Below are 24,593 nucleotides of genomic sequence, written 5' to 3' on the forward strand. Positions count from 1 at the left end.
AGTAGCTATAAGACTCAACGGACGAGAAGCGGATGGAGTGAGGATGTAACGAATGGAGAAGATTGCAAAACATCGCATCATCGGTTTGGATCGGGAAATGATGAGTTTCACGGATTGGCTGGCAGATCCCCGGGCGCAGACATCCATTTTTTCAATATCTGGAATTGGCGGCATTGGCAAAACAACGCTGCTGCTGCAAATGGCCCGCACGGCAAGGCAGTCCTCGGTGCGTTCCCTTTGGCTGGACGGGCAAGGAGGCTTAACGACGTCGGGCGCTTTTTTGGCGAGTCTGGAGATGAGTCTTGCAACCGAATACGGCAGAACCAGGGCTCCGGAATCCGCGCTGCTGCCATACATCGTTAACGAGCTGCAGCTGCAGCGTACCGTGTTGTTCATAGACAATGGCGAGGAGATCGAAAAGCTGGAAGGGTGGCTGTTCTCCAGCTTTCTTCCTGAGTTGAAGTCCGCTCGCGTGTTGATCGTATGTGCCTCGCGCAATGGACTGCCGCTCAAGTGGCAGACGAATCCCGAATGGAAGTCCCAAATCCAAAGGCTCCCTTTGCGGCTGTTTACGCGAGAAGAGGTCTACGATTATTTAGACGGCAGCGGCTTGTCTGCGGAATGGCAAAGGGCTATTGCCGAGAAGACGGAAGGCCATCCGTTGTCGCTTGCCTTGACCGTGGATATGCTGCTTTCCGAGTCTGGGGAGCAGTGGGATGTATGGCGAGAGGTTCCGGCTGTATTGAGCGCCGAATTTTTACGGGAAGCGGCTTCTCCTGGCGTGTACCGCGCGCTGACGGTTTTATCGCTTCTGCCTGCAGCCGACGAGAACATGCTGAACCGGATGTTGGATACACCCTTGGAAGGGGCGGACTATTACCATCTGAGGGCACTTTCGTTCGTACGGGATACAGTGGATGGGATAACGCTGCACCAGGTCGTTGCTCGAATGTTGCGGGATGACTTTGCGCGCAGAAACCCAGCACAATTCGAAGCGGTTCGCCATCAGGCGTTCGTTCTGCTAGCCGAACGATTCCATTCGGTCGATCAACGGATGCAGATGCGCCTGAGCGCCCACATCTTGGAGCTGTACCGCGAATTTTTGCCTTCGGCCCATGCATATGCCAATTTCTCGTCAAGCCTGAAACCCGGCGAACAGAAGCCGTTCCGGCAGGAGGATATGCCGTATTTGCAGCGTTTTTTGCAGGCGTCTATTCGGGGTTCCGACTGGCAGTCCGAACTGGCCGACTCTGCCGATTACCCGGTTTTGCTGGAGGAGATTGCAGCTCATTTTCCTGAAGGAATCTTTATCGTGCGGGATGAAAAAGGGACGCCGTTGGCGTTCTGCGCAGGCGTATGGCTGCATGCCTTAAGCATGCCACTGTTGGAACGGTATGCGCCTGGGTGCAGGGGGATGCTGGGAGAAGAGGCTTCTTCGCTGCATCGGCTTCCTCCAGAGGCGGCCGATACGATATTTGTGCTGTTATCCGCGGTAAATGCCGAACAGTCCCTGTATCGTCCCGAAGAGCTGGGGGCTTTGCTGATGCAGCAATGGCTGGTTCGCATGACTGGCGGTTTGCGGGGGATATTGGCGGCGGGGGATCCGCAGTTGAATTCCTTATTGTCGATCCTGGGATTCAAAGCATGCGGGAAAGTTACGGGATATGCGGGCATCGAATTGACGACATGGGAGCTGGATTTTAGGCAAACGAGCTTTGATCAGTGGATTCAGCGGATCATCCGGCAAACGGAGACAGCAGCAGGACAAACGGCACATCAGCGGGAGGATGAGTATCCCCGGGCCATTGATAGAAGCGTAGTGAAGGAAATGCTGGAAAGGCTCTTCGACCCGGACAAGCTGGAGGGACTCCCTGTCATTCGGCGATTGGGTTGGGACGGGATGCAGGTGAGGGACATCATTCAAGGGATTCTGGCCGACGGACGTCCGATGGAACCTTTGACGCTGTTGGAGAAGGAGATTCTCATCGCTAGTTATCTGCGCAAGGACCGGAACAAAAGCCAGCTCGCAGCATCCTTCCATATGAGCAGAGCCACCTTTTACCGCCATATGCGTTTGGCCGAAAAACATCTGGCTTTTGTGCTAAGCGATATGATGAGGTCCGGATTCTGAGCACGCATAATAAAGGCGTAGTTAAGCTGTAGGATCCCATAGTTCATTTACACGGGTTGCAGCATAGGACAAGCGAAATACGCATCTCTTTAGGAGGTGCGTTTTTGGTGATCCATTTTATTAGAGATACTTACGCTGCTGCTAAAACGGAAGTTGCCATGATACTAGAAACATAGCGCTGTGGGGCTTCTGAACCATATAGGAGCATGAAGGCTTCGCTTCATCCAACTTGCATACTCCCATGCCTTTGATATGAAGGACTCTGGAACCTTTTCCATATCCTAGAAGATGGATACAATAGGGTCCAATGAAACGTTGGAGAGGATGCAAATGCCTAGAATACTTGTCCCGCCCGAGGTATTGATTCGGGTGTCGGAGGAAGCCGCCAGGGCAGCGGAAGAACTGGAAACGACCAAGAATCGGCTGGACCAGCAGATTACGTATATGATGTCTTCGTGGGAAGGAACGACCCGTTCGCGGTTTTTCGAAGATTTTCAGCGTGCCTACGGCGAAATGAATAAAACGATTGAGCATCTACGGATCATCGGCCAGGAATTGAAGGCCATTGCTTTCCGGTTCATCTCAGCCGATATGCGTGAAGATATCATAATCGCGGCAGCTGCAGCGAGCGCTGCGAACGAGCCCAAAACGTTCTGGGACCATGCAGGGGACTTCTGGCAGGGGCTGCAGACCGGGGCGAAATCCGTGGCAAATTCGGTAAAGGATACGGCTACGTCCTTGGTGGAAGACCCGCTTGGTACTGCCAAGGACATGGCCTATAATGCAACTATCGGGACGGCGGAAGAGATCATCGACACGGCGGTTTGGGGAGGCAAAATGATCTTTGATGCCGATACCCGGGAGAAATTTGCCGCAGACGTCGAGGATTCGGGCGGCGCGTCCAATTACATGGGACAGCAGGTTGCCATGATCCTGGCCGGCTTGGCCACACGCCGGATCGGCGTGAAGACTCACCCGCACCTAAAGCATGATTCGGGTGGGGATGGGGGGAAGGTTGAGGAGGGTAAGGTAAAACCTCATTATTTAGAAACAGTTAATAAATTTGAAGATCACATTCGAAATAAAACCTTGGAGCATGGTCAGTTTTTTGATAAAAATGGAAATTCAATTGGGGAGACTGTGGTAGGCAACGAGAAATCTATAAACATTAGCATGCATAAAGATATTGCTAAAGATAAGGTATTTACTCACAACCATCCTACGAATGGTCCGTTTAGCCTTGAAGATATAGCCACAGCTGTAGATTTTAATATGTCAGAAATAAGAGCTGTCTCACCTAATGGTACTAATTTAAGTATGAATAGAGGGACAGACGGTTGGAAAGTAAACGCTGAGGAATTAGGGAATATATTTGCTAATGCTCAAAAAGAGCTGAGAAACGATCCCATAGCCAAAGAATATTTTAGAACAGGAAATAAAGATGCTGTATGGGATATGCTGTATGATAGAGTCGCCGAAAAAATAGGTGGAGAATATAAAGTACATAGAAAGTAGGTAAACAATGAATAAAGATTTTCTTTATAGTAAGCCATATGTTCCTGGAATAATAGACGATACACCAGTGGATTTAGATTCATGGTTTTTAGATGATTCGAGAGAGAGGATGGAGGAAAAATTAAGAAACAGTCCTCTAAGTGAAATGATTATTGAATTTATATATATCTTTAAGGAAGGCGAGCCCAATTACCAAGTAATCTTAAGTTTATTAGGTGAAAACGTTGTTAAGGAAGTTCGAGGCGAGAAAAATCTGTATTGTCTAACTGGTACTATGCGATCTTATAACGATATAAAAAGAGTTGAGATAGAAGTTGATGTGGAAGGATTGAAAATAAAAAAAATGAGTTTATTCGTTAATTCGGACACTTATGGAGCTTTTGAGGACGAAATAACTAGTTCAAACCGTGATGTACACATTCAAAAAACAAGTGATGTTTTATCAATTTCTGTCAATGATAAGACCATCGAAGTATTGGCGATTTAGTTACTGACGGATACATGGGGGAATATGGTATTTACAATACAACTAGCGCTATTGTAAAGCTATTATGCAACTTAGAGTAAGTAATCAACAATCCAAGCACACTAAAAAATGATAGGATTGAAATAAATGAGTCAAACCATTAAAGAGATTTATTCATTGAATCAAAACAATCAGAATGCTGAACCCGAGTATGCATTGGATACATGGTATGCTAGACTAATTAATAAAACAGCGGACGAGATTGATTTGGAAGATGTATCGAGGATGTTATCTCAGAATGTATTTATGGACCTTGGCATAAAAAAAGCGATGGAAATCTTATCGGAGGATCCGATTGCTGGCGTATTTTATGATGGTCAATTGCTGGAGTTACTTAGTGCTGTCGATTTAGATGAATTTAAAGATTTGTCCCAGCTTAAACTTCTTCTACAGAAGATCAATAATAATCTTTCTAATTTAGATTGGAGTAGCGAAGAGGATCAGATCGAGTACAATGAGTTGTTAACCAATTTTTTGAATAAGATTAATCTGTAATATAACTTGAGAAATACGTGAAAGTTTCAAAAAGCTTATTCCAACTTGACGATGAGTTAGGAATAAGCTTTTTTTTTGTAAGTTATAAGGGATTGGGACAGCCCTTGTTTTTCATTGTTGTATTACACTTAATTGAAGGTGTTGAATTCTTTCAGATTCTGGTGTGTATCTACGACTCTTCGGTTGTCTGATGCAAAGATGGAGGATGCCTGTTTATGATTAAGTACAAGTATAAATTAAAATATATGGACGAGGATCCATTTTACGACGAACATGAAGATGAGGTTGAAGCGATCTGTAAACTAGAAACAATTGAATTTGTAAAAATTATATTAGTTTGGGCTTATGAAATCTATAAATATAAAAGGAGAAAGGGAGTTATTGCTCTAGAGGAAGCAGAAGTTGCTATGAATGGGATTAAGCAAAAATTGAAAGAAGTTAAGAGTTTAGAGAATATTGAGTGTCAATAATACATTAATGAACATAAATAAGATAATTTTGAAGGAAATCCAGAGTGAAACTACTTGAACGTGCTAAGGGGACTTACGCCGATAAGCAGATTCCAGGGAAAGTTGAAATATGGATTAACAATGGAAAGGTAACGAATTAGGAGGAATCAAAATATGGCTCGATTACAATGTAAGTGTGGGGAGTACTTATCCACGGTTGAGGCTCCGAACGATGTTCAATTGCATGTCTATACAGATAGGGAATGGGACGAGATTATAAACATGGGAGATTCTATAGACCCGCTATTAATACCTGATCCTAAGAGAGAAGTATGGAGATGTACTAATTGTGATAGAATTTACGTTTTTAACGAGGATAATACAGTAAGTAAAGTCTATGTAGTAGAACAACAGTAAGAAGATCAACATGATGAATGCTTATTCCAACTTAGGTATGAGCTTTTTCATGCTCAATGAAGCGGTCTTGCCATTCGGGGTAAGGGATAAGTTACTCTAAGACCTTAAGGGTGCGGGGCGCTGTGGAAAATTGCAATAAGGAGTAATGGCTTATAAAACTTGTAGGTACAATCGAAAAAATTATCGTAGTTGGTTATGAACGACTTATTTATATAAGCTTCACTGCAATAGAAAAAAAGTTATGGTGTCTCTTCATTCAACACGAGGAGTATTTGGAGAAGGTGAAAACCTCTGAAATTCTTCATGTAGGATCTGGTTAGTATAGATGGTCATCATCATTTGCTGAATTGTAAAATTATAATGTCCCCTCTTCATGCACATAGAAAGCCAAGCAGGTATAATGTTCCCCAATTGGGGGCGGCTGCCGGAATCCGGCAGCCATTTAAAAGTGACAGCGCTTTGGGGAGGCAGGCTGTAGGAAAAAGATCTCCCGTTCCATTCCGCTTTAAAGGTCAGCTCCGCGGTTCCCGGATTGGCGGCGATCAGAACGAGAGAGCCGTCGGGATTCTCATAAGCCACGGGTTCCAATTTCCCCTCGTAACGGGTGGATGCGATCCGGACAGCTCCGGGATCTACAAATTTGCTGGCATGCCCGAGGGCATAATACTCCGCGTTTTTCTCCACGTCTCCCGTTTCCGGATTCACCGTAACCACACCGCGACAGTCCTCGCAGCCCCCGTTGGTCGGGCCCCCATCCGGGTCAAGGGCCAGGTTCCAGAACAGAACAGTTTTGGCAGCGTTGCGCGGCGCACCGATGATAAGATTGCTCATTTGCCAGCTCAAGTTATCGCCGAAGTCCGGGCTCCATTGTCCGCCGCTGCATTCCGTGAAATAGATGTTTTTGTCCGGAAAATCACTTTGAACGGCCAACATGGCCTCCGGTGAACCTTCATAACAATGGTACGCAGTCCCGTCAATGTAAGAAGCGGCCCCGCTGTCTCCAAGCACTTTCCCGGCGTACGCTTCGCCAAGCTTCCAATTGTGGTCGAAAGCGATAATTTTAGTCTTGATCCCTTGCTGGATAAAGGCGGGGCCGAGATAATTCCGGATGAACCTGGCCTGCTCCTCGGCTCCCATGCTCATGCTTGGATAGCCCGGGGACGTGAACTCCGGTTCGTTTTGAACCGTCAAGCCATAAATCGGAATTCCTTTTGCCTCATACGCTTGAATATATTTTACGAAATAATCCGCATAAGCATCATATACCGTGGGATTGCTATAATCCAGATACCAGCCGTTGTAGGTGTTCTCCCCATATTTCATCCACGGCGGGGCGGTCCAGGGGCTGCCCAGTATTTTGACCGCAGGATTGTTCTTCAGCATGTTTTGCAGCAGGGAGACCACATCCGCATCCTTGTCTATGGAGAAATGCTCCAGACCGTAATCCGTTCCCGATTCGATATCATCATACGTATAGCTGCTCGGTTGGCCGTTTTCGTCCACGGAAAAATCGGAAGCGCCGATCGTATGTCTGACAAAGCTGAGGCGGATGCCGTCTTCCGTGAACAAATCGCCCAGAAGGGAGTTCCGCTGAGCTTCGGTCATTTTATGGTTGATCAGATAAGCCGAAGAGCCAGTAATCGCTGCGCCAAACCCGTCCATGGTTTGATAACGGACCTCCGGACTCACCTTGACGGTGAGCATTTCCTCGCTTGAATCTTGGTCCGTGAATACGACCGGCGCTTTTTTGGTTAAAAGGTTGGTCCGGTCCCCAGTTGTTAGCCATACCTCGGCAGAAGTTTCGCTTCCCGTCCCGGACGGGACGGCCAAGGAGCAGAACAGCAAGGTGAGAACCAGCAGTGCGCTTAGCAGGATCCATTTACGCCGCTGTACGTTTTCCGGTTTCATCGCTCTGTCCGCATGGAGCTTGGGGCCGGCTTTGTTCTTGTCTTCCATTTTTCTTCCTCCTTTCTCCTAAACAAAAAGTCCCGGGGCGAACAACGCCCCAGGCTGAAATATAGAATGAGTCGTATGATTTACTTGCCGGAGCCTTTAACGGTGACGCTGCCTGTAAGACGAATGTCGTCGGAGGCACTGCCCACATAAATCGGCACTTTTCCGGAAGGCATAACCCAGGCCTTTTTATTTTCATCCCAATAAGAGAAGGCCTTAGGATCGAGTTCAACCGTTTCGCGCTGCTGTTTGCCTGGTTTAAGCTCGATTTTGGCAAAGCCGGCCAGCTGTTTGGACGGTGTATCTACGCTAGTTGGGAGTTTCCCGGTATAGACCTGTACAACCTCGGCGCCGGTTACAGCTCCGGTATTCCGGAGGTTAAGCGAGACTTCAATCGTGGAGTCCTGTCCGGTGCCTTTGGCTTTCGTCTTCAGGTTTCTATAGTCAAAGTTCGTGTAAGAAAGACCGTGCCCAAACGCAAACGCCGGTAGGATGCCTTCTTTCTCATGACCCTTATATCCTACGTAAATGTCTTCGGAGTAATTCGCGTCTCCGTTTACCCCTGGGAACTGCTTTTCATCCGATACTGGAGTGGAATGCTCGTCGACAGGGAAAGTCACCGGCAGTTTACCGGATGGATTCATGTCGCCGAATAGCACGCTGGCGATGGCGTCGCCCTGTTCCTGCCCGGCATACCAGGCTTGCACAATGGATTTAACGTCATCTTTCCAGCCGTCCATTTGCACGGCTCTGCCGCTCATTTGAACCACAATCGTATTTGGGTTGGCTGCAGCCACCTTCTTGATCAATTGTTCCTGGTTATTCGGAAGATCCAAGTCGGATCGGTCAATGTAGCCTTCGCTTTCATAGGTGCGCGTCACGACGACGGCAACGTCGGATTTGTCCGCAAGGTCAACCGCCTTCTGCATCTTCGAATCGGTCACCTCTTCCGGCGCTTCCCAGCCGAAGCGGACCAGTCCGCCAAAATCGCTGTCGCCATCTGTCCAATCCGTGCGGTATTCAATGCGCACGTTGTGGCTTTCGCCGGCTTTCAGCTGCACCGCCGCTTTCTCGGTAGCCACGTTCTCCCCTTTATTGTCGATCATAAGCTTGCCGTCGAAATACATCTTGCTGGAGCCGAAGCTCGAGAGCGAAAGGGTGTATTCGCCGTCCTGCGGAGCCGCAATCGCGCCGGTCCAGCGTGCCGACATTCTGCCGTTCAAATCGCCAGGGACGGGAGTCAGCTTGGAGGACTGTCCGTTTAATCCGTCATAATTATAAAAACCAAGGTTCATATTCACTTGGCCATCCGTTCGTACCACGGAAGGTTGGCCTTCAAGATTCGTGTTATTGAAATATTCCGCGCGAAGTCCATGCTCGCCTTTAATCACATTACCGTTTTCATCAACGGGGCTCAGCAGCGAAGATGGAATGGCCGATGGCCCATTCATAATATCCGCTGTGGAAATCGGATCGGTACCGGCTGCGTAATTTACTTCAACGCCCTTTCCGGCACGTTTGCGGATGGCCTCCAGCGGGCTTACCGTATAAGTCGGCTTCACAAGCGAGCTGCCGCCAACCGTTGCGTAGTTGTCCGCATCCGGACCGATGACAGCAATGGATTTCAGACTGCCTGCTTTCAGCGGCAGAGCCTTGTCTTTGTTTTGCAGAAGCACCATGCTTTCTTCGGCAATTTGCTGCGCTTTCGCGCCGTGCTCAGCTGCCGGAATCTGCCTATTTACCGCAGGGTGATCAAAAAGCCCTTTGTCAAACATCTGGAACAGAATGTTACTTACCTTCTCATCAATGACATCCTCACTAACTTCACCTTTTTGAACGGCGTTCATGAGCTTAGAACCCCAAAATCCGTAAGGGTCTCCGGGCGTTTCCAAATCGAGGCCCGCGTTGGCGGAAGGAGCCGTGCTCAAGTTGGCGCCGTAGTCACTCATGACGAAACCATTAAAGTTCAGCTGGTCTCTGAGCATCGTGGTCAACACGTCTTTATTTTCACAAGCCGGTGTGCCGTTGATCTCGTTAAAGGAGCACATGGCCGAACCCAGGCTGGCTTTCTCGATGGCTGCGGCGAATGGACGCAGGTATACTTCCTGCATCGCGCGTTCACTTGCGATCGAGTTCACCGTGAAACGCTCGGTCTCCTGGTTGTTCAACAGAAAATGCTTGGCTGTCGCGATAACCGGGTATTTTTGAACCGCATTGACATAAGCAACGCCCATCTTCGACTGAAGCAGAGGATCTTCGCCCATGGATTCAAAATTCCGGGAACCCCAAGGCAGACGGGCAATATCGAATCCCGGGCCGAGCAGGACGTTATGGGTGGTGTTGAAGGATTCATTGCCCACCAGGTCCCCGTACTCCGAGGCGGTTTTCGTGTTCCAGGTTGCGGCCAGCGCAATCGGAGTAGGGAGAGCCGTCGATTTTTTATCCTGAATATCCGGATTGGCGACCCGCACGCCGGTTGGCCCGTCGGCCATGGTCAGCGCGGGGATGCCAAGCCGTTCAATAGGGGCGTTATAAAACCCGTAATAGTTATTGACGTTGCCTGTAACAAAATCAATTTTCTCGGAAAGCGTCATGGCGTCAAGCAAAAGCTCCGTGCGTTTCTCAGCGGATTGAGAGGTATCCATCCACGGACGCGATCCGCCGTCATTCGATTCGGCGCTTGCAATCTGCAGCGGAGCGGCAGCGATGGCACCAATAACGGTAAGTGCAACTAGTTTAGAGAATAATCGAGATTTGAGCTTCACTGGTATAAATTCCTCCTTAATTTAGCGTTTGCCCCTGCATAAGCCGTGCTATGTACTCAGATACATTCTTGGTCGCTTGTTATCAAGTGATCAGAGGGGCGTCAAAGTTGAGATTCCTTACCCGGCCTTGTCATCCTAAATTTAATATTTTCCGATGGGGTAAGTTGGATAATGGAAAACAGCTAGCACCTTCACCTGTTTATGTTGGCCGTAACATGCTGATGATCTAAGGTATTGTGCCCCTTCAACCTATATTGGGGGTTGCAGGATTTAAGGACAAGCAAGACCGGGAGCCCATCCGATTGATCTGCGGCATCCCTCTTGGGTGAACTGGTTAGCATCTCGGCAATTAGACTATCGTACTTTTTGAAAAAGTGCACCGACCATTTCCTGGATATTAATCCTTTATAAATGACAGCAGTGTCATAAAATTGGGTCTAAAGATTACAAAAACGTTAATAATTAGGCCCCATTCCTCTTGAATTTACCTCGTCCGATTTAGTCTGGCAAAGTGGATGTCGGTCTCTTGTCTTAGAAAAATAGGTCTGATTTATTTCAGAAAATTAGATATATTTTTCAGAAAATGGAACGAAAAGGATGGGGAAAAGAGCTGCTTCCGATACTCTATTGGAGGCAGCTTATCTAGTCTTCGTTGTGGCCGATGTTGATTGTAGAATCGTATATACTCTTCAATTCTTCTTTATGCTTCATCCATATTTCGGTCATAATGGTAGAGTCCTTCCGTTTTGAGATGCGAGAAGAAGCCCTCCATAGAGGCATTGTCATAGCAATTGTCTCGGCGAGACATGCTGATTCGGGCGCCAACCTTTGGCAGCATGTCATGATAGGCATGGGACGTGTACTGGAATCCCTCATCGCTATGAAAGATCAGTCCACTCACGTCTTTATGACGTGAAATAGCCCCCTTTGCTAATAATAAAAAGAGGAAACAACATCATATATTCGAATATACTCTAGAAACCATAAGAAGAGAGGGATACGCTGATGAATATGCAGATGCTAGCCGAGAAAACGAGTGCCGGCTTGTTTAACGATATCCTAAAACGTGACTTTTCGCAGGACATGATTTCGGAATTGGAACAGATGAATGCAGTTCAATTGGAACACAAATTGAAAGACACGCTAGAAGTGCCGATAAGCATATCCAAGCAGAGGGTATTCGAATATCTTCAACTGTATTATTCCGCATCCTGGCAGAATCTCTTCAAGGAGCTGAATGTGCCCCGTGCTTTAAGTCTTTTGGAAGTCGGTGCAGGCGATGTCATTTACATTCCCAAGGCTGTAGACGCCTATTCCCATGAAGCGGGGGCCTACGTGACGGCCAATCTCAACAGGGAGCTGACACAACATTTTTGGGAGAAAACAAAAGGAATGGACGTCAGCATACGGGTGGTTGAGGACGATGCAGCCAATATCGGTTTATATTATCCGGAGTCCTCTTTTGACGTTGTCGCTTTTCATCACGCTATTAACGATATCATCCAGACCATTATCGCGGATCGTGAAGGCATTGATACAGTAAATCAAGATTGGTTGACGATCGAACCTCTAATGCTGCAAGCAGTGATGGATTATCACCGCAAAGGTACGCTAAAAGATGCAGCGTATCAGGCGTTTATCCAAATCATAGACACAAGCTGTAAGCAGTTAAAAAGCGGAGGATACATGATATTCGATAATATTACCTATGCCGGATATGATGAAATGGGTTATTCCTCCGAATTTCACAACGACTATATACAACTGGCTAGAAGTTGGATCAGCGAAGCGAATCTAGGTCTGGAAGAGATCGAAGTTGATTCGTATGATAAACAATGGTGGATGATATGGAAAAAAGTATGAGCTTCTTATCGAAGTCATCGTCAGGAGGGATTTAGTAGTGAGTAAGCCGATTATGCAGGTCGCTCTGGTTGTCGGACCGGATTGCGATATGGAGAGCCAAGCCGTAAGGGCGGCTCTGGAGTATTTCGGGGTGCGCGTCTTTACATACTGGATCGGGAGGCCGAATGATCTGATCTCCGTCTTGTCAGGCGATGATTTATATGAAGGCACCGATATGATGTTGTTGAACTTTCACGGGGATGAGGGCAGCATGATCATGCCGGAGCTCGGTGAAGAGGTATACGAGGAGGATGAGCCGAGGGGCGGCTTCGGGCCAGGCGAGATTATGCGATACGCGAAGCTGGAGGGGAAGACAGTCATCGCGAACGGCTGCTCGCTGGGGGATCCAGCACTGGCGGAAGCTTTCCTGGAGCGGGGCTGCCGGATGTATATCGGGCCGGATGACTATCCGGACGGCAACGATGCGCTGATGTTCGTTCTCCGGCTGTTCTATGAGATCGTTCAGCAGGGACGGGACGTGAAGGAAGCCTTTGCGCAAGCGGTGGCGATGAGTGGTGAGCTATCCATGTACCGGCTGTATGAACGACAGGAATCATAGATAAGAGATTCTACACCCCTACTGAAGCTAGCAGGGGTGTGTGCAAATATAGAGTACCTCTAGCATCTAGATTTCCCGTTCTATCCGTTCTTCTCCTCGAAATATTCCTGATACTGGCTCGGAGTGACGTGGGCGTACTTCTTGAAGATGCTGATAAAATACTTGTAGTCGCTGAATCCGATATCCTGCGCGATGGTATAAACCTTGTTGTCGCCTGACTTCAGTAACTCGATCGATTTCTGGATACGGTAACGGTTAAGAAATTCATTGAAGGTATAGCTTGTCTCTGCCTTGAATTTCTGGTTCAGGTAATAAGCGCTTAAGCCGAGCTCTTCCACGAGGTCATGAATGCTGATCTTCTTGGCATAGTTCTCCTGTACATAGGCGATCATTTTGGACACGTATTTCGAGGTTTTGGTTTCCTTCTCCAGAAATTTGCTGTTCAAAATCTCTTCTTTTTCCTGCGGATGATTTGAAATTACTTCATATTTGCGGATTAAATCCACTTTGGCTTTGGCTGACTCGAGTGCCGCCACCAGCTGCTCATCCTCTAAGGGCTTCACCAGGAATTCGGTGACGCCTAACTGGAGTGCCTGCTGCGCCAGGTGGAATTCATTATAACCGGAGATAATGATGCTGCTGAAGGTATGCTGCCGCAGTCCTTCCCGAATCATCGAGATGCCGTCCATGATCGGCATGGTGATGTCGGTTATGACGATATCCGGCCTCAGCTCGCAGATCTTCTCGTAGCCGTCCTGTCCGTTCAGTCCTTCTTCAATGACGATGCAATCGTATTGAAGCCAATCGATGCTGAACCGGATGCCCCGGCGAATCATATCCTCATCTTCGACTAGCAGTACTTTAAACATGATATTCACTCCATTCGTAAGGAATCGTAAGGACGACACAGGTGCCTGTTCCTTGCGTGCTGTCAATATGGATGCCGGACGCTTCGCCATATAGAAGCACCAGACGGCGATGAACGTTGTACAGCCCGATATGCTGCGTCGTGTTTGTCTGGCTTTGCAGAATCTGGTTCACTTCCTGCAGTCTCTCTTTACTCATGCCTTGCCCGTTGTCGCGAACCTCGAGCATGAGCTTGCCGGCGGAGGTGTAGATGTTAATCTCGATCAGCACATCACTTTGATTCTCATACCCATATTTGATAGCGTTTTCGATAATCGGCTGCAGCAGAAGCTTGGGGACGTATACATCCAACGTTTCCTCCGCTACGGTAATCCGATAGTCCAGCCGGTCATTGAACCGGATTTGCTGCAGCTTCAGGTAATCCCGGATATAATACATGTCATTCTTCAGCTGGACGCTGCGATCATGTCCGATGCTGTACCTTAGCAAACGGGATAGAATCAGCACGATCTCCTGGGCTTGATTCGCGTCAATCTTAATGGCATAGCGCAGCGTTTCGAGCACATTAAAGATAAAATGCGGATGGAACTGCGATTGGAGCTGCTTCACCTCGATAATCGTGCGGAGCTCCGACAGCTCTTTATTTTTCTCGATCAATTCCTTCAGCCGATCCAGCATCACGTTGTACTCGTTGCCGAGTATTTGAAACTCGTCATTCGTCTGAATGTCGACATAACCGTTGAAGTTCCCTTCGCGCAGCTGGGCCAAAGCGTGTATGAGTTTATCGATCGATTCGGAATTGCGCGCCGACATTTTGTTCGCCAGGAACTGGATCAAGACCCAGAGCAGCAGGCTGGCCGCAAGGACAAAGAAAGAAACCGTATAATAGGTGTACTGCTCCGATTTGTAGGAATTCAGCGTAATGACTTGAATCGGCGTGCCAGGAATTCGTTTGGAATATTTGTAGTACTTGCCCCCGTTCAGCAGAACATGTCCCTTGTTATCCACCTTGGGGTTGAATTTGTTGAGCACGCCTTTGGTCACATTGCTGGTCGTGGCAATAATGGTGTTGTGTTCATCGGTGATCAGGGCGATTTCATTATTTTGCTCGAAAATCACCTTCTGGATGTCCGATTCGTACAGCTGATAGATGATATAGCCTATCGTCTGCCGGTCCTTCACGATGGCTTTGCCGAACGTGTAGCTCGTATCGCGGTCATGCGAATAGCGGAAGCTGTTCATTTCGGTTAGCGTGTCGCCTGGCCGCTGTTCAATCCGGTGAATGAGGTTGCCGAAGGCAAAATTGGAGTACAGCGCATCCGCCGGGGCGGAACTGGCCAGGAAAACGCCATTCGTATTGACGATATGAAAAATACTCTTGATCTTCTGCCGGTTGTTGAAATCATAGAACTCGGAATATACTTGTTCGCTGCCCAGATGGGAGCTTACATAGTTGATCACGGTGGGAGATTCGGCCATCCGCTGAATCTCCTCCTCATACTGCCGATATACGCCGGATATGGACTGGCTGATGGACTGGGCGGCTTCGGTTGTTTTTTGGGTTAAGTTCAAACGGCCGTTCATAATCGTGAACGCTAAGAACAATATGATTAAGATGGAGAAGGGGATCATCGCATAGACGCGAAACAAATGACGGGTGGATTCCTTGAAATTACGATAAGGTGTTGGTTTCATGCTGCCCTCCATCTGCGATAAGAACCTCGATCCTATTATACTGAATCGCGGTTAAGCGCAGATAATCCAAATACATCCAAGCGGCCCTTCATGCTGCAGGCGCCGGCTTGGATGTAGGTCTACGATATGATGACATTACATTTACATGGAAACTTCCTTTTGTCCGGATAGCTTCAGGAAGACGAGCAGCGACACGACCGTAATGACGGTAAGAATCGTGGAGAGTGCTGCCGCCACGCCGTAGTTTCCGCGAATGACCTCGGTATAGATGGCGACCGTGACGGTCTTGGTTTTGCCTGTATACAGAATGATCGAAGTGCTTAATTCGGTAATGATGGTAATCCAGCTCAGGATCGCGCCGGAGACGACGCCTGCCAGCATCATCGGAAGCGTAATCCTGAAGAACGTCTTCATCTGGGAGGCGCCCAGGCTGATCGCCGCTTCTTCGATCCCGTCGTTAATCTGATGCAGGATGGCTGCGCTGGATCGTATCGTATAGGGCAGGCGCCGGATGACAAACGAGATGATCATGATGACGGCCGTCCCGCTTAACGCCAGCGGTTTATTGTTGAACGTGATCAATAGGGCGATCCCCAGTATGGAGCCGGGAACGATATACGGGAACATGGTGAAGATATCCAGCGTATTCGTCAATGCATTCTTTCTTCGAACGGTTACGTAAGCAATCAGTATCGCTAACAGAATGATGACGACCAGCGACACGATAGCCAGGAAGAACGTGTTCAGAATGACGCCGCCAATATTACTGAAGGCATCACGGTAGCTTTGGAGCGAGAACCCTTCCACGAAAATTCTGCCGTTGGATTTCAGGAACGAAGTATAGATGACATAGAGCTGCGGCAGCAGCGCGATCAACGTATACAGATAGATAACCGCATGAGCCGCGATATTGCCGATGCCCTTCTTCTTCTTGGCTTCGATCGGATGCAGTGCGCTCATCGTAAAGGATTTGCGATTGGCTACGAATTTTTGCAGCAGGAATATCGTGGTGGCGAACAGAACGACAATGACGCTAATCGCCGCCGCAAAGCCGTCATCGCCGCCGACCTCACTGATGAACTCGTTAAAGATCAGCACGGGCACGGTCTTATATCCCTCGCCGATCAGCATCGGCGTACCAAAATCGGCAAGCGCGCGCATGAAGACGAGCAGTCCGCCCGCCAGCAAGGTAGGCGTAATGAGCGGGAGGAGCACTTTGCGCATTTTGGCTAAGCCTGTATAGCCCATGCTCTCGGCAGCTTCCATCAGCGATTGGTCCATATTCTTGAGTGCGCCTGATACATACATGAAAATCAGAGGGACCATCTGCAAGGTCAAGACCACTAAGATCCCCGTAAATCCGTAGATATCCGGCATCGTGACGCCGAATGTGCTGCTGACGAATTTCGTAATGACGCCGCTTCTTCCGAGCAGCAGGATCCAGGAGTAAGCGCCAATGAACGGAGCCGACATCGACGAGATCAGAATCAGTACGCGTATGGCCGAGCTGCCTTTAATCTTCACCGTAGCCATGATATAAGCCAGCGGCGTTGCGATAATCGCGGCAAGCAAGGTTACGCTGACGGTCACCTTAACGCTGTTGAACAGGGCATTTAAATAGTAGGGCTTACTGAAAAATTTCGTGAAATAGGCAAGGGAAAAATCGCCTGTCGTGCCATTGTACACACTCTTGAACAGCATCGTAAACAAGGGCAGGGCCAGAAACAGAATATAGAACACAAAGATCAGTAATGAAATGTTGGTCCAGACATCAAATCGTTTGCGCGTCTCTCTCATAGCCGGGCGCCCCTTGTATAGTTCAGTTCGCCGGTCGCATCATAGACATTAATTTTATCTTGTTTCACCTTGAGATAGATGTCTTGACCCGGCTCGAGGATCTGGGACGTTTTCGATTCCTGCGTGATCTCCACGCGTTGACCGGATGCCAAATCCACAAAATAATGGGTGTTCTGCCCCAAAAATACGCTGTGTACGATCGTTGCTTTCATGCCGGTCTGGTCCTCGGTCAGAATGAACTCTTCCGGCCGAACCGAGATTTGAACGTTAAGCGTATCAGCCTTGGCATCTGACTTCGGCACCTCGATGTTCGTCATCTCTTCCGAATAGCCGGAGCCGAATGCCAGGGCATAGCTGCCTGCGGATTTCGTTATACTGCCCTTAAGAATGTTGGTCCGACCGATAAAGGTTGCAACGAATACGTTTGCAGGACGCTGGTAAATCTCCTGCGGCGTTCCCAGATGCTGAATCACGCCGGATTTCATGACCGCGATGCGGTCGGAAACCGCCATGGCTTCCTCCTGATCATGCGTGACGTAGACGGTCGTAATCCCGACTTCCCGCTGAATGTCTTTAATCGCGTTACGCATGTCGACCCGAAGCTTGGCATCCAGATTGGACAGAGGCTCATCCATCAGCAGGACGTCCGGCCGGATGACGATGGCCCTGGCTAGCGCAACGCGCTGCTGCTGGCCGCCGGACAGGTTCTTCGGCATGCGGTCTTTATAGGGCTCGATCTGAACGACCTTGAGGATGTCATCGACCTTGGCGTTAATCTCCGCCTTTGATAATTTCCGATTCTCCAGCCCGAACGCGATGTTTCCTTTGACGGTTAGATGAGGAAAGATCGCATAGCTCTGAAAGACCATCCCGATATTCCGCTTGCCCGGTTCCACCTGGTTAATGACGCGCTCGTTAAAATGTATGGTTCCGCCTTCAATGCTGTTGAAGCCGGCAATCATGCGCAGCAGTGTCGTCTTGCCGCACCCGGAAGGCCCGAGAAGGGTGAAGAATTCACCCTTCTTGATCTCGAGGGACAGCTCGGGAATGACGGTTGTGTCGCCGTATTTTTTGATTAAGTCTTGAATGGTTATGGTTACGCTCATGGTTGTCACCTGATTCTATAGTTTATTTAACGCTAGTGAACAAATCGACATAACGCTCAACGATCTCGGATTTATGCGCACTGACGTAGTCCGTGTCTTCATCGATCATGTGGATCTCTTCATAAGGCTTCATGTGGTCGCCAAGCTTGGTATTTTGGCGAAGCGGGCGATTCGTTAATTGCGTGCCGAACGCATCCTGCGCTTCTTGGGACAGGATGAAGTCGATGAATTTCTTGGCGTTGTCCATATGAGGCGCATCTTTGATGATGGCAGACCCCGCATCCAGGAATACGGCGCCTTCTTTCGGATACACGATTTCTACCGGTGCGCCGTTCTTTACATAGGTGCTGGAAGGGTCTTCGTAAGTAAGGCCCACTACGTATTCGCCGTCCGCCACGCTTTTGTGGACGGCGCCGGAACCGCTGGCGATTTTGCCGTCCAGGTTCTCGATCAGTTGACCGACGTAATTCCAGCCCTGCTCACTCTCATAATCGCCGCCCATGGCTTTCAGCATGTTCGTTAACTGTGCGAAAGCGGAACTGGAGCTTGCCGGGTCGGCCGAAGCAATCTTCCCTTTAAGCTGCGGGTTCAGCAAATCCGCGTAACCTTCGATTTTGATATCGCCGATCAGATTTTTGTTCACGAGCAGCACGCTGCCATCCGAGATATAAGGGGTGGCGAAGCCCGACGTATTGCGGTGTCCTTCCATTAAATTCTTGTCTTCAGGCGATACGTAAGGCTCGTATAAAGCTTCGTTTTCGCGGAAGCCGGCCATGGAACCGCCGAACATCACGTCAGCGTACGGGTTCTGCTTCTCGGACTGTAAGCGCTTAATAATTTCGCCGGTGCCAGCCGTTACAAGCTCAACCGTGATCCCGGTCTGCTTTTCGAACATCGGAATGATGGTTTTGATGATCTCCTCGCTGTTCGGACTGTAGATCACGAGCTTATTCGACGAACCCGAATCGGACTCGCTGCTTGCACAACCGCTCAGCGCCCCTATAATGAGCACGCAGGTTAACAGTAAAATCGACAGCTTTTTCATGAATAATCCCCCTTGAGCAAAAGCTCGTTTCGTAATTGCATGTTCATTGTAGCAAGCTTGGTACCGTTTACATAATCCCATAATCCGCAAACATCGTCTAAAATTCGCAACCTATTTTCGATTAGTAAGAAATCCGAACCGGCATATTTTACAGAATTCTTTTAGATCCGTTAGGGCAAGATATGGTTTGGAACAACGTCCGGCAAGATGGAGCTGTTCCTGTCACAAATTGCGAAGGGGTGAGATGGATGGCTAATAAAAACGATCGTAATCATAAGGCTGATTCTGACCGCGACACGACCAACATGGGCGTTGACGCTGGAGAAGCTATCGGAACCGCGGGCGGCGGCGTTGTGGGTGCTGCTGTAGGCTCCATACTGGGTCCGATCGGAACGATTGCCGGTGGTATCGCAGGCGCAGCATTGGGTAACAAAGCTGGCGAGGCTGCAGAAAATGACGACAACGATTCCAAATAAACGGCGTTAACACGAGTAAAATAAGGGGCTTGGGAATCCGGTGGGCCCTAAATTATTTGTAGCTGTATGGTTGGACAAAGAACCGCGCTCCTGCGCGGTTCTTTCATTTTACATATATGTTCTATGCAGCAGTAAACTTCATTTCCCTTCGCTTGACATATCACTACGTGATGTAGTAGGTTATAATTACTACATCGTGTAGTAATTAGTTCGTTATGGACGCATAAACGACGTAAAGAGGTGTTCACCGTGAACCAGATTCAAAAATTATCGGATACTGAAATGGAGTTAATGGAGGTGATTTGGGAGTGTACGCCGCCTGTCACATCCACCGAATTGCTCGCACTGTTCGCACAAAGAGGAAGAGAATGGAAGGCACAGACCATGTCCACCTTCCTGTCGCGTTTGGTGGACAAAGGGGCACTTACGGCTGCGAGGGATGGACGGACCAATAAATATACGCCGCGCATTTCGCCTGAAGATTATAAGCTGATGGAAGCGCAGCACGTCCTGGACGGATTATATCAAGGCTCGGTTAAAAACCTAATTTCGGCTTTGTATGACGGCGAAAAGCTTTCAGATGAAGATATTGCAGAGCTGAAGCAATGGTTCTCGCAAAAGTAGGGGGTGCTTATGAATACTATTCTTGAATTGCTGTTAACCCTTACCGTTGCTGGAAGTGCCATTGTAGCCTGCATTCTTGTCCTGCGGATCGTATTCGTCAATGCCTTTCCTACAAAGTGGCGCTATGAAATTGGCAAAATGGCAGTAGTCTTTTATCTTTTACCGGTCGTCCTTGGTATTCAGTGGATCTCGCCGCTTTTTACATTTAACGCCGCAGCAACCGTTCCCAGCGTGAACGAATTGTCTTCAACTGTGCAACATGCGCTGCCCGGTCCATATTCAGGGATTGGTTTGGAGCCGCTCATCCCGGCAAAGACCATATCAGCAAACGTAGCCCTTCCCCTTATTGTCTTATGGGCACTCGGCGCTATAGCTTTTGCTGCATGGCAGATGTATTGTTATCGCAGATTTTTAAAGAAACTAGAACATTCGCGTGTCACCGTTCCGATAAGCAGCGAAGCAGCGAAACAGCTTGCCTTCATCAAGGAAGCCCTTGGTGTGAGAAGCAGCGTCGGGCTTGCCTACAGCTCCATCATTCGGAGCCCTGTTCTTGTCGGCCTGTGGAAACCTACCATTTATCTCCCTATAGAGAATACCGTTAACATGGACATGGTAATCCGTCATGAGTTGATCCATCTGAAACGGAAAGATTTATGGGTCAAAGCGTTCACGCTCGGGGCAAGCGCCCTGCATTGGTTTAACCCTTTAGTGCACATTCTTCGCAAGGACCTTCATATATGGAGCGAGCTGTCTTGCGATGAAGAAGTCGTGAAAGAGATGTCCTATGCTGAGCGGAAACGCTATGGGGAGACGATTTTAAGCGTCATGACAGGGTCAAGGAATTTACCCGTGCAATTTATTGCCTCCTTATCCGGTGACGGCAAACAATTGAAAAGGAGATTGATGATGATGCTGAATGTAAAGAAGCCTAAAAAGAAAACAGTGTATCTCACAATAACAGCGTTGTTTTTAGTGGGTGTAATTAGCACATCCGCAGCGGCATGGGCGTCTGGCAATTCGCCCAAAGTCGTTGGCAATGAGGAAAGCCAGCCGGAAGCTAAACCAAGGGAAGCGGCCCCTAAAGCGGCACCTTCTGAAGCCGTAATTGAGAATGAAGGAAACCATGTTGTAGATTATCCCAAAGAAGCTCGTCCTGCAGCTATCGCTAAGAATGAAGGAAACGATGTTTCAGCTTCCCCAGAAGAAGCTCGTCTAGTGGCTGTCGCTGAAGGAAACGATGTTGTTGCTTATCCAACAGAAGCTCGTCCTGTGGCTGAAGTTAAGAATGAAGGAAGCAATGTGGTAGCTCCTTCAACGGAAGCTGCCCCTTCGGAGGCGATTGTTGAGAGTGAAGGAAACCCAGTTGTAGCTCCTTCATCAGAAGCTCGTCCTGTCGACCAGGGATATAAGTCTTATCCAAACGAGACTCCCCGAGTACTTCCATTACGATAAGATCCATGACGCTTGAAGAACTTGCTGAGAGTGATCGATGCTGCTGAATGACGCATTCAAACATGAGGGATGAACATTATTTAGAGCAAAAACGAAAGAAGAGGGTTCTCCCTCTTCTTTCACTTTATATAGAATGGCATCAGATCGCATTTATAGCTGTAGCTGTAAATGCCAGCCTATGGTACGATGTGAAGGATTGGCAAGCGAGCAAGCTGGCAAATCGTCATACGATCATAGACATGGGATTGGGGATAACATCTTGAAGACGTTTAAGAAAGTTTACATAGAAATCACGAGCATTTGTAATTTGGCCTGCACGTTCTGCCCGCCGACGGAGCGTAAAGCCAATTTCATTAAAGTGGAGGACTTTGCGAGAAGATTGGATGAGATCAAGCCGCATACGAGTTACATTTATCTGCATGTGAAGGGAGAGCCGCTGCTTCATCCGAAGATCGACGAGCTGCTGGATATCAGCCATGAGAAGGGGTTCAAGGTCAACATCACGACCAACGGCACGTTGATCGCGAAGAACCGGCATAAGCTGCTGGGCAAGCCGGCGTTGAGACAGATGAACTTCTCGCTCCACAGCTTTGACGGACATGTCGGCTCCACGGACCGTGAAGGATATTTGCGGGACATCCTCTCTTTTGTGCGGGATGCGGAGGAACATAAGGTCATCTTCTCGTTCCGTCTGTGGAACCTAACGCAGGACAACCAGACGAACCTGGAGAAGAACCGAAACCGCCAGACGCTTGAAATGTTGGAGCAGGAATTCAATCTGGACTACCGCATCGAGGAAAAGGTTGAACCCGGCGGTGGCGTAAGGGTAGCCGAACGCGTCTACCTGAACCAGGATTATGAGTTCCAGTGGCCGAGCCTGTCGGCCCCGGAGGATGACGGCAAGGGCTTCTGCCACGCGCTGCGCAGTCAGGCGGCCATTCTTGTAGACGGGACGGTCGTGCCTTGCTGTCTGGACGGGGAAGGGGTCATTAACTTGGGCAACCTTCATCAGAAGTCCTTCTCGGACATCGTGGATGGGGAGCGGGCAAACAACCTCCTGGACGGATTTTCGCGCCGGGAAGCGGTTGAGGAATTATGCAGAAAATGCGGATATCGGCAGCGGTTTGGGGCTTAAAACGGAGGCGGAGGAAAATTCCGCTTCTTTTTTTATGCCGATCTGTGGTATCGTTATATGTTATGACGTCAATATAGATATTCACCATAAAGGAGATCCCATGACATTTGAAGATTTAAATATATCCCCTGTCATTCTCAAGGCTTTGGCCAAGGAGAATTACAAAGCGCCGACGCCGATTCAGGCTCAGGCGATCCCGGCTGTGCTGGCCGGCAGAGATTTACTGGGCTGTGCCCAGACCGGAACGGGGAAGACCGCCGCTTTTTCGGTGCCGATGATCCAGCTGTTGAATCAGCAACCCCCTAAACCGGGCATGGGGCGCCGCATTCGCGCATTGGTGTTGTCGCCGACGCGGGAGCTTGCCCTGCAAATTTCGGATAACGTCAAAGCTTACAGCCAGTTCACCAAGCTGCGTTCGACGGCCATTGTTGGCGGCGTTTCGCAGAAGACGCAGGAACGCGCGCTTCAGCAGGGAGCGGACATCCTGATTGCGACCCCAGGCAGGCTCCTGGACCTCATGAATCAGAAGCACGTCGATTTGCAGCATGTGGAGATTTTGGTGCTGGATGAGGCTGACCGGATGCTTGATATGGGCTTCATCCATGACGTGAAGCGAATCATCGCCAAAATGCCGAGCAAAAAACAAACGCTGTTCTTCTCGGCCACGATGCCTGCGGAAATCACCCAGCTTGTCCAAACCTTGCTGCACAATCCCGTAAAAGTCGAGATCACGCCGGTCTCCTCTACGGCCGAACGGATCGAGCAATCGGTGTACCTGCTGGAAACCGGGAATAAGCAGCAGCAATTGAATGAGCTGATGAAGGACCCGTCTATCGTGTCGGCATTGGTCTTTACCCGTACGAAGCGGGGAGCTGACCGGGTTGCGCGCGGTCTGAACAAGGTGAATATTACGGCTCAGGCCATTCACGGCGACAAATCGCAAACCAGCCGCCAGACGGCGCTCAACAATTTCAAAAGCGGGGCGACCCGCGTCCTGGTGGCAACGGATATTGCCGCGCGGGGGATCGACATCGACGAGCTGTCGCATGTCATTAACTTCAACCTCCCGAACATTCCGGAAACGTATGTGCACCGGATTGGGCGCACGGGGCGCGCGGGACTGAGCGGGACGGCGATATCGTTCTGCGAAGTGGACGAGGTTCCTTTTCTTCGGGATATCGAGAAGCTAATCGGAAAGTCCATTCCGGAAGTGAAGGACCATGACTTCCCGATGTCCGGGGCGTTAAGAGCCGCCAAGGTGGACCCAACGCCAAAATCCGGCTCGTCCAAGCCCGGCAAAAGCAAGTCAGCTGCATCGAGACCTGCTAAACCGAAGGCGGATGCGACCCGCAAACCAAAGGCCGACGCGGCACGCAACCCGAAGACGGGTGCACCCCGCCAATCCAAGACGAACTCGGCGCGTAAGCCCATGACGGAAGCCGTCACGAATCCATATTCAGAGATGGCACGCAAGCTGAGCTCGGAAGCAGCTTCGAAACCTAACAACGGCCAGGCCCGGAAACGCAAGTCCGGCGGATTCAACAAGGGAAGCAGAGCCGGCAGACCTTCATAAGTGGAAGCGGCGATTGGGGGATGACTTCTTACCATGGTCAACAGCCATTCATGCATGCCCTAAACCACGCACCATGCGCATGAATTATGCAGCCGTTTCCGACGAACCCAT

At 49.2% G+C, this 24,593-nt stretch carries 21 protein-coding genes; 12 read left to right on the forward strand and 9 right to left on the reverse strand.

Going from position 1 to position 24,593, the window contains the following annotated elements:
* The first annotated feature begins 52 nt into the window (after nt 1-52).
* The 5 genes from BMX45_RS23835 (at nt 53) to BMX45_RS23855 (ending at nt 5,137) form a co-directional block, all read left to right on the forward strand.
* Nucleotides 53-2,131 (forward strand): ATP-binding protein, encoded by a 2,079-nt coding sequence (locus tag BMX45_RS23835; RefSeq protein WP_090912426.1) that lies wholly within the window; start codon nt 53-55, stop codon nt 2,129-2,131.
* 330 nt (nt 2,132-2,461) lie between these two features.
* Nucleotides 2,462-3,646: a WXG100 family type VII secretion target gene (locus BMX45_RS31990; RefSeq protein ID WP_254778226.1), complete on the forward strand. Its 1,185-nt coding sequence runs from the start codon at nt 2,462-2,464 to the stop codon at nt 3,644-3,646.
* A 7-nt stretch (nt 3,647-3,653) separates the two neighbouring features.
* Nucleotides 3,654-4,133, forward strand: a complete 480-nt coding sequence (locus BMX45_RS23845) for a hypothetical protein (RefSeq protein WP_090912428.1) — start codon at nt 3,654-3,656, stop codon at nt 4,131-4,133.
* A gap of 126 nt (nt 4,134-4,259) precedes the next feature.
* Nucleotides 4,260-4,667 carry a contact-dependent growth inhibition system immunity protein gene (locus BMX45_RS23850; RefSeq protein WP_090912429.1) on the forward strand — a complete coding sequence of 136 codons (408 nt, stop codon included), beginning with the start codon at nt 4,260-4,262 and terminating at the stop codon, nt 4,665-4,667.
* Between the two features lie 215 nt (nt 4,668-4,882).
* The gene (locus tag BMX45_RS23855) at nt 4,883-5,137 is read left to right on the forward strand and encodes a hypothetical protein (RefSeq protein ID WP_254778228.1); all 255 of its coding nucleotides are present in this window, start codon (nt 4,883-4,885) and stop codon (nt 5,135-5,137) included.
* Nucleotides 5,138-5,785: 648 nt separating this feature from the next.
* Here BMX45_RS23855 and BMX45_RS23865 read toward each other — a convergent pair.
* The 4 genes from BMX45_RS23865 to BMX45_RS23885 all read right to left on the reverse strand — a co-directional run bounded on the left by BMX45_RS23865 (nt 5,786) and on the right by BMX45_RS23885 (nt 11,152).
* Complete coding sequence (locus BMX45_RS23865; RefSeq protein ID WP_368087179.1) at nt 5,786-7,489, reverse strand: glycoside hydrolase family 30 protein; 1,704 nt, start codon at nt 7,487-7,489, stop codon at nt 5,786-5,788.
* A gap of 80 nt (nt 7,490-7,569) precedes the next feature.
* Nucleotides 7,570-10,251 (reverse strand): beta-glucosidase H, encoded by a 2,682-nt coding sequence (locus tag BMX45_RS23870; RefSeq protein ID WP_090912434.1) that lies wholly within the window; start codon nt 10,249-10,251, stop codon nt 7,570-7,572.
* A gap of 550 nt (nt 10,252-10,801) precedes the next feature.
* A complete protein-coding gene (locus BMX45_RS32280; RefSeq protein ID WP_090912515.1) occupies nt 10,802-10,945 on the reverse strand; it encodes an IS3 family transposase in 144 nt (47 codons plus the stop codon).
* Nucleotides 10,946-10,951: 6 nt separating this feature from the next.
* Nucleotides 10,952-11,152, reverse strand: coding sequence for a DDE-type integrase/transposase/recombinase (locus BMX45_RS23885; protein WP_175495193.1), 201 nt, complete (start codon nt 11,150-11,152; stop codon nt 10,952-10,954).
* Between the two features lie 143 nt (nt 11,153-11,295).
* Between BMX45_RS23885 and BMX45_RS23890 the strand changes: the two genes are divergently transcribed.
* Nucleotides 11,296-12,114, forward strand: a complete 819-nt coding sequence (locus BMX45_RS23890) for a class I SAM-dependent methyltransferase (RefSeq protein ID WP_254778230.1) — start codon at nt 11,296-11,298, stop codon at nt 12,112-12,114.
* Between the two features lie 37 nt (nt 12,115-12,151).
* Nucleotides 12,152-12,712: a delta-aminolevulinic acid dehydratase gene (locus tag BMX45_RS23895; protein ID WP_090912442.1), complete on the forward strand. Its 561-nt coding sequence runs from the start codon at nt 12,152-12,154 to the stop codon at nt 12,710-12,712.
* 80 nt (nt 12,713-12,792) lie between these two features.
* Here the strand turns inward: BMX45_RS23895 and BMX45_RS23900 are convergent, their stop codons facing one another.
* The 5 genes from BMX45_RS23900 to BMX45_RS23920 all read right to left on the reverse strand — a co-directional run bounded on the left by BMX45_RS23900 (nt 12,793) and on the right by BMX45_RS23920 (nt 19,222).
* The gene (locus BMX45_RS23900) at nt 12,793-13,581 is read right to left on the reverse strand and encodes a response regulator transcription factor (protein WP_090912444.1); all 789 of its coding nucleotides are present in this window, start codon (nt 13,579-13,581) and stop codon (nt 12,793-12,795) included.
* On the reverse strand, nt 13,574-15,274 hold the full coding sequence (locus BMX45_RS23905) for a sensor histidine kinase (RefSeq protein WP_090912446.1): 1,701 nt from the start codon (nt 15,272-15,274) through the stop codon (nt 13,574-13,576). The genes BMX45_RS23900 and BMX45_RS23905 overlap by 8 nt, the downstream gene beginning before the upstream one ends.
* Nucleotides 15,275-15,415: 141 nt before the next feature.
* Entirely contained in the window at nt 15,416-17,071 is a 1,656-nt protein-coding gene (locus BMX45_RS23910; protein ID WP_090912448.1) for an ABC transporter permease, read from the reverse strand.
* Nucleotides 17,068-18,177, reverse strand: a complete 1,110-nt coding sequence (locus tag BMX45_RS23915) for an ABC transporter ATP-binding protein (RefSeq protein WP_090912451.1) — start codon at nt 18,175-18,177, stop codon at nt 17,068-17,070. The genes BMX45_RS23910 and BMX45_RS23915 overlap by 4 nt, the downstream gene beginning before the upstream one ends.
* A gap of 22 nt (nt 18,178-18,199) precedes the next feature.
* Entirely contained in the window at nt 18,200-19,222 is a 1,023-nt protein-coding gene (locus BMX45_RS23920) for an ABC transporter substrate-binding protein (RefSeq protein ID WP_090912453.1), read from the reverse strand.
* A 248-nt stretch (nt 19,223-19,470) separates the two neighbouring features.
* On the opposite strand from BMX45_RS23920, the gene BMX45_RS23925 reads away from it, so the two are divergent.
* From BMX45_RS23925 to BMX45_RS23950, 5 genes are all read left to right on the forward strand, one after another.
* Nucleotides 19,471-19,698 carry a glycine zipper domain-containing protein gene (locus BMX45_RS23925; protein WP_009592272.1) on the forward strand — a complete coding sequence of 76 codons (228 nt, stop codon included), beginning with the start codon at nt 19,471-19,473 and terminating at the stop codon, nt 19,696-19,698.
* 249 nt (nt 19,699-19,947) lie between these two features.
* Nucleotides 19,948-20,322: a BlaI/MecI/CopY family transcriptional regulator gene (locus BMX45_RS23930; protein ID WP_090912455.1), complete on the forward strand. Its 375-nt coding sequence runs from the start codon at nt 19,948-19,950 to the stop codon at nt 20,320-20,322.
* A gap of 9 nt (nt 20,323-20,331) precedes the next feature.
* A complete protein-coding gene (locus tag BMX45_RS23935) occupies nt 20,332-21,774 on the forward strand; it encodes a M56 family metallopeptidase (RefSeq protein WP_090912457.1) in 1,443 nt (480 codons plus the stop codon).
* A gap of 259 nt (nt 21,775-22,033) precedes the next feature.
* On the forward strand, nt 22,034-22,909 hold the full coding sequence (locus BMX45_RS23945; RefSeq protein WP_090912461.1) for a radical SAM/SPASM domain-containing protein: 876 nt from the start codon (nt 22,034-22,036) through the stop codon (nt 22,907-22,909).
* A gap of 100 nt (nt 22,910-23,009) precedes the next feature.
* Nucleotides 23,010-24,482 carry a DEAD/DEAH box helicase gene (locus tag BMX45_RS23950; RefSeq protein ID WP_090912517.1) on the forward strand — a complete coding sequence of 491 codons (1,473 nt, stop codon included), beginning with the start codon at nt 23,010-23,012 and terminating at the stop codon, nt 24,480-24,482.
* Nucleotides 24,483-24,593: the final 111 nt, after the last annotated feature.

This window comes from Paenibacillus sp. cl141a (genome assembly GCF_900109305.1).
GTDB lineage: Bacteria > Bacillota > Bacilli > Paenibacillales > Paenibacillaceae > Paenibacillus_AQ > Paenibacillus_AQ lautus_A.

Bases quoted from the DNA above. Each gene is read 5' to 3' on its own strand.
- BMX45_RS23835 (WP_090912426.1), top strand. From the start codon at position 53: ATGGAGAAGATTGCAAAACATCGCATCATCGGTTTGGATCGGGAAATG.
- BMX45_RS31990 (WP_254778226.1), top strand. From the start codon at position 2,462: ATGCCTAGAATACTTGTCCCGCCCGAGGTATTGATTCGGGTGTCGGAG.
- BMX45_RS23845 (WP_090912428.1), top strand. From the start codon at position 3,654: ATGAATAAAGATTTTCTTTATAGTAAGCCATATGTTCCTGGAATAATA.
- BMX45_RS23850 (WP_090912429.1), top strand. From the start codon at position 4,260: ATGAGTCAAACCATTAAAGAGATTTATTCATTGAATCAAAACAATCAG.
- BMX45_RS23855 (WP_254778228.1), top strand. From the start codon at position 4,883: ATGATTAAGTACAAGTATAAATTAAAATATATGGACGAGGATCCATTT.
- BMX45_RS23865 (WP_368087179.1), bottom strand. From the start codon at position 7,489: ATGGAAGACAAGAACAAAGCCGGCCCCAAGCTCCATGCGGACAGAGCG.
- BMX45_RS23900 (WP_090912444.1), bottom strand. From the start codon at position 13,581: ATGTTTAAAGTACTGCTAGTCGAAGATGAGGATATGATTCGCCGGGGC.
- BMX45_RS23905 (WP_090912446.1), bottom strand. From the start codon at position 15,274: ATGAAACCAACACCTTATCGTAATTTCAAGGAATCCACCCGTCATTTG.
- BMX45_RS23910 (WP_090912448.1), bottom strand. From the start codon at position 17,071: ATGAGAGAGACGCGCAAACGATTTGATGTCTGGACCAACATTTCATTA.
- BMX45_RS23915 (WP_090912451.1), bottom strand. From the start codon at position 18,177: ATGAGCGTAACCATAACCATTCAAGACTTAATCAAAAAATACGGCGAC.
- BMX45_RS23920 (WP_090912453.1), bottom strand. From the start codon at position 19,222: ATGAAAAAGCTGTCGATTTTACTGTTAACCTGCGTGCTCATTATAGGG.
- BMX45_RS23925 (WP_009592272.1), top strand. From the start codon at position 19,471: ATGGCTAATAAAAACGATCGTAATCATAAGGCTGATTCTGACCGCGAC.
- BMX45_RS23935 (WP_090912457.1), top strand. From the start codon at position 20,332: ATGAATACTATTCTTGAATTGCTGTTAACCCTTACCGTTGCTGGAAGT.
- BMX45_RS23950 (WP_090912517.1), top strand. From the start codon at position 23,010: ATGACATTTGAAGATTTAAATATATCCCCTGTCATTCTCAAGGCTTTG.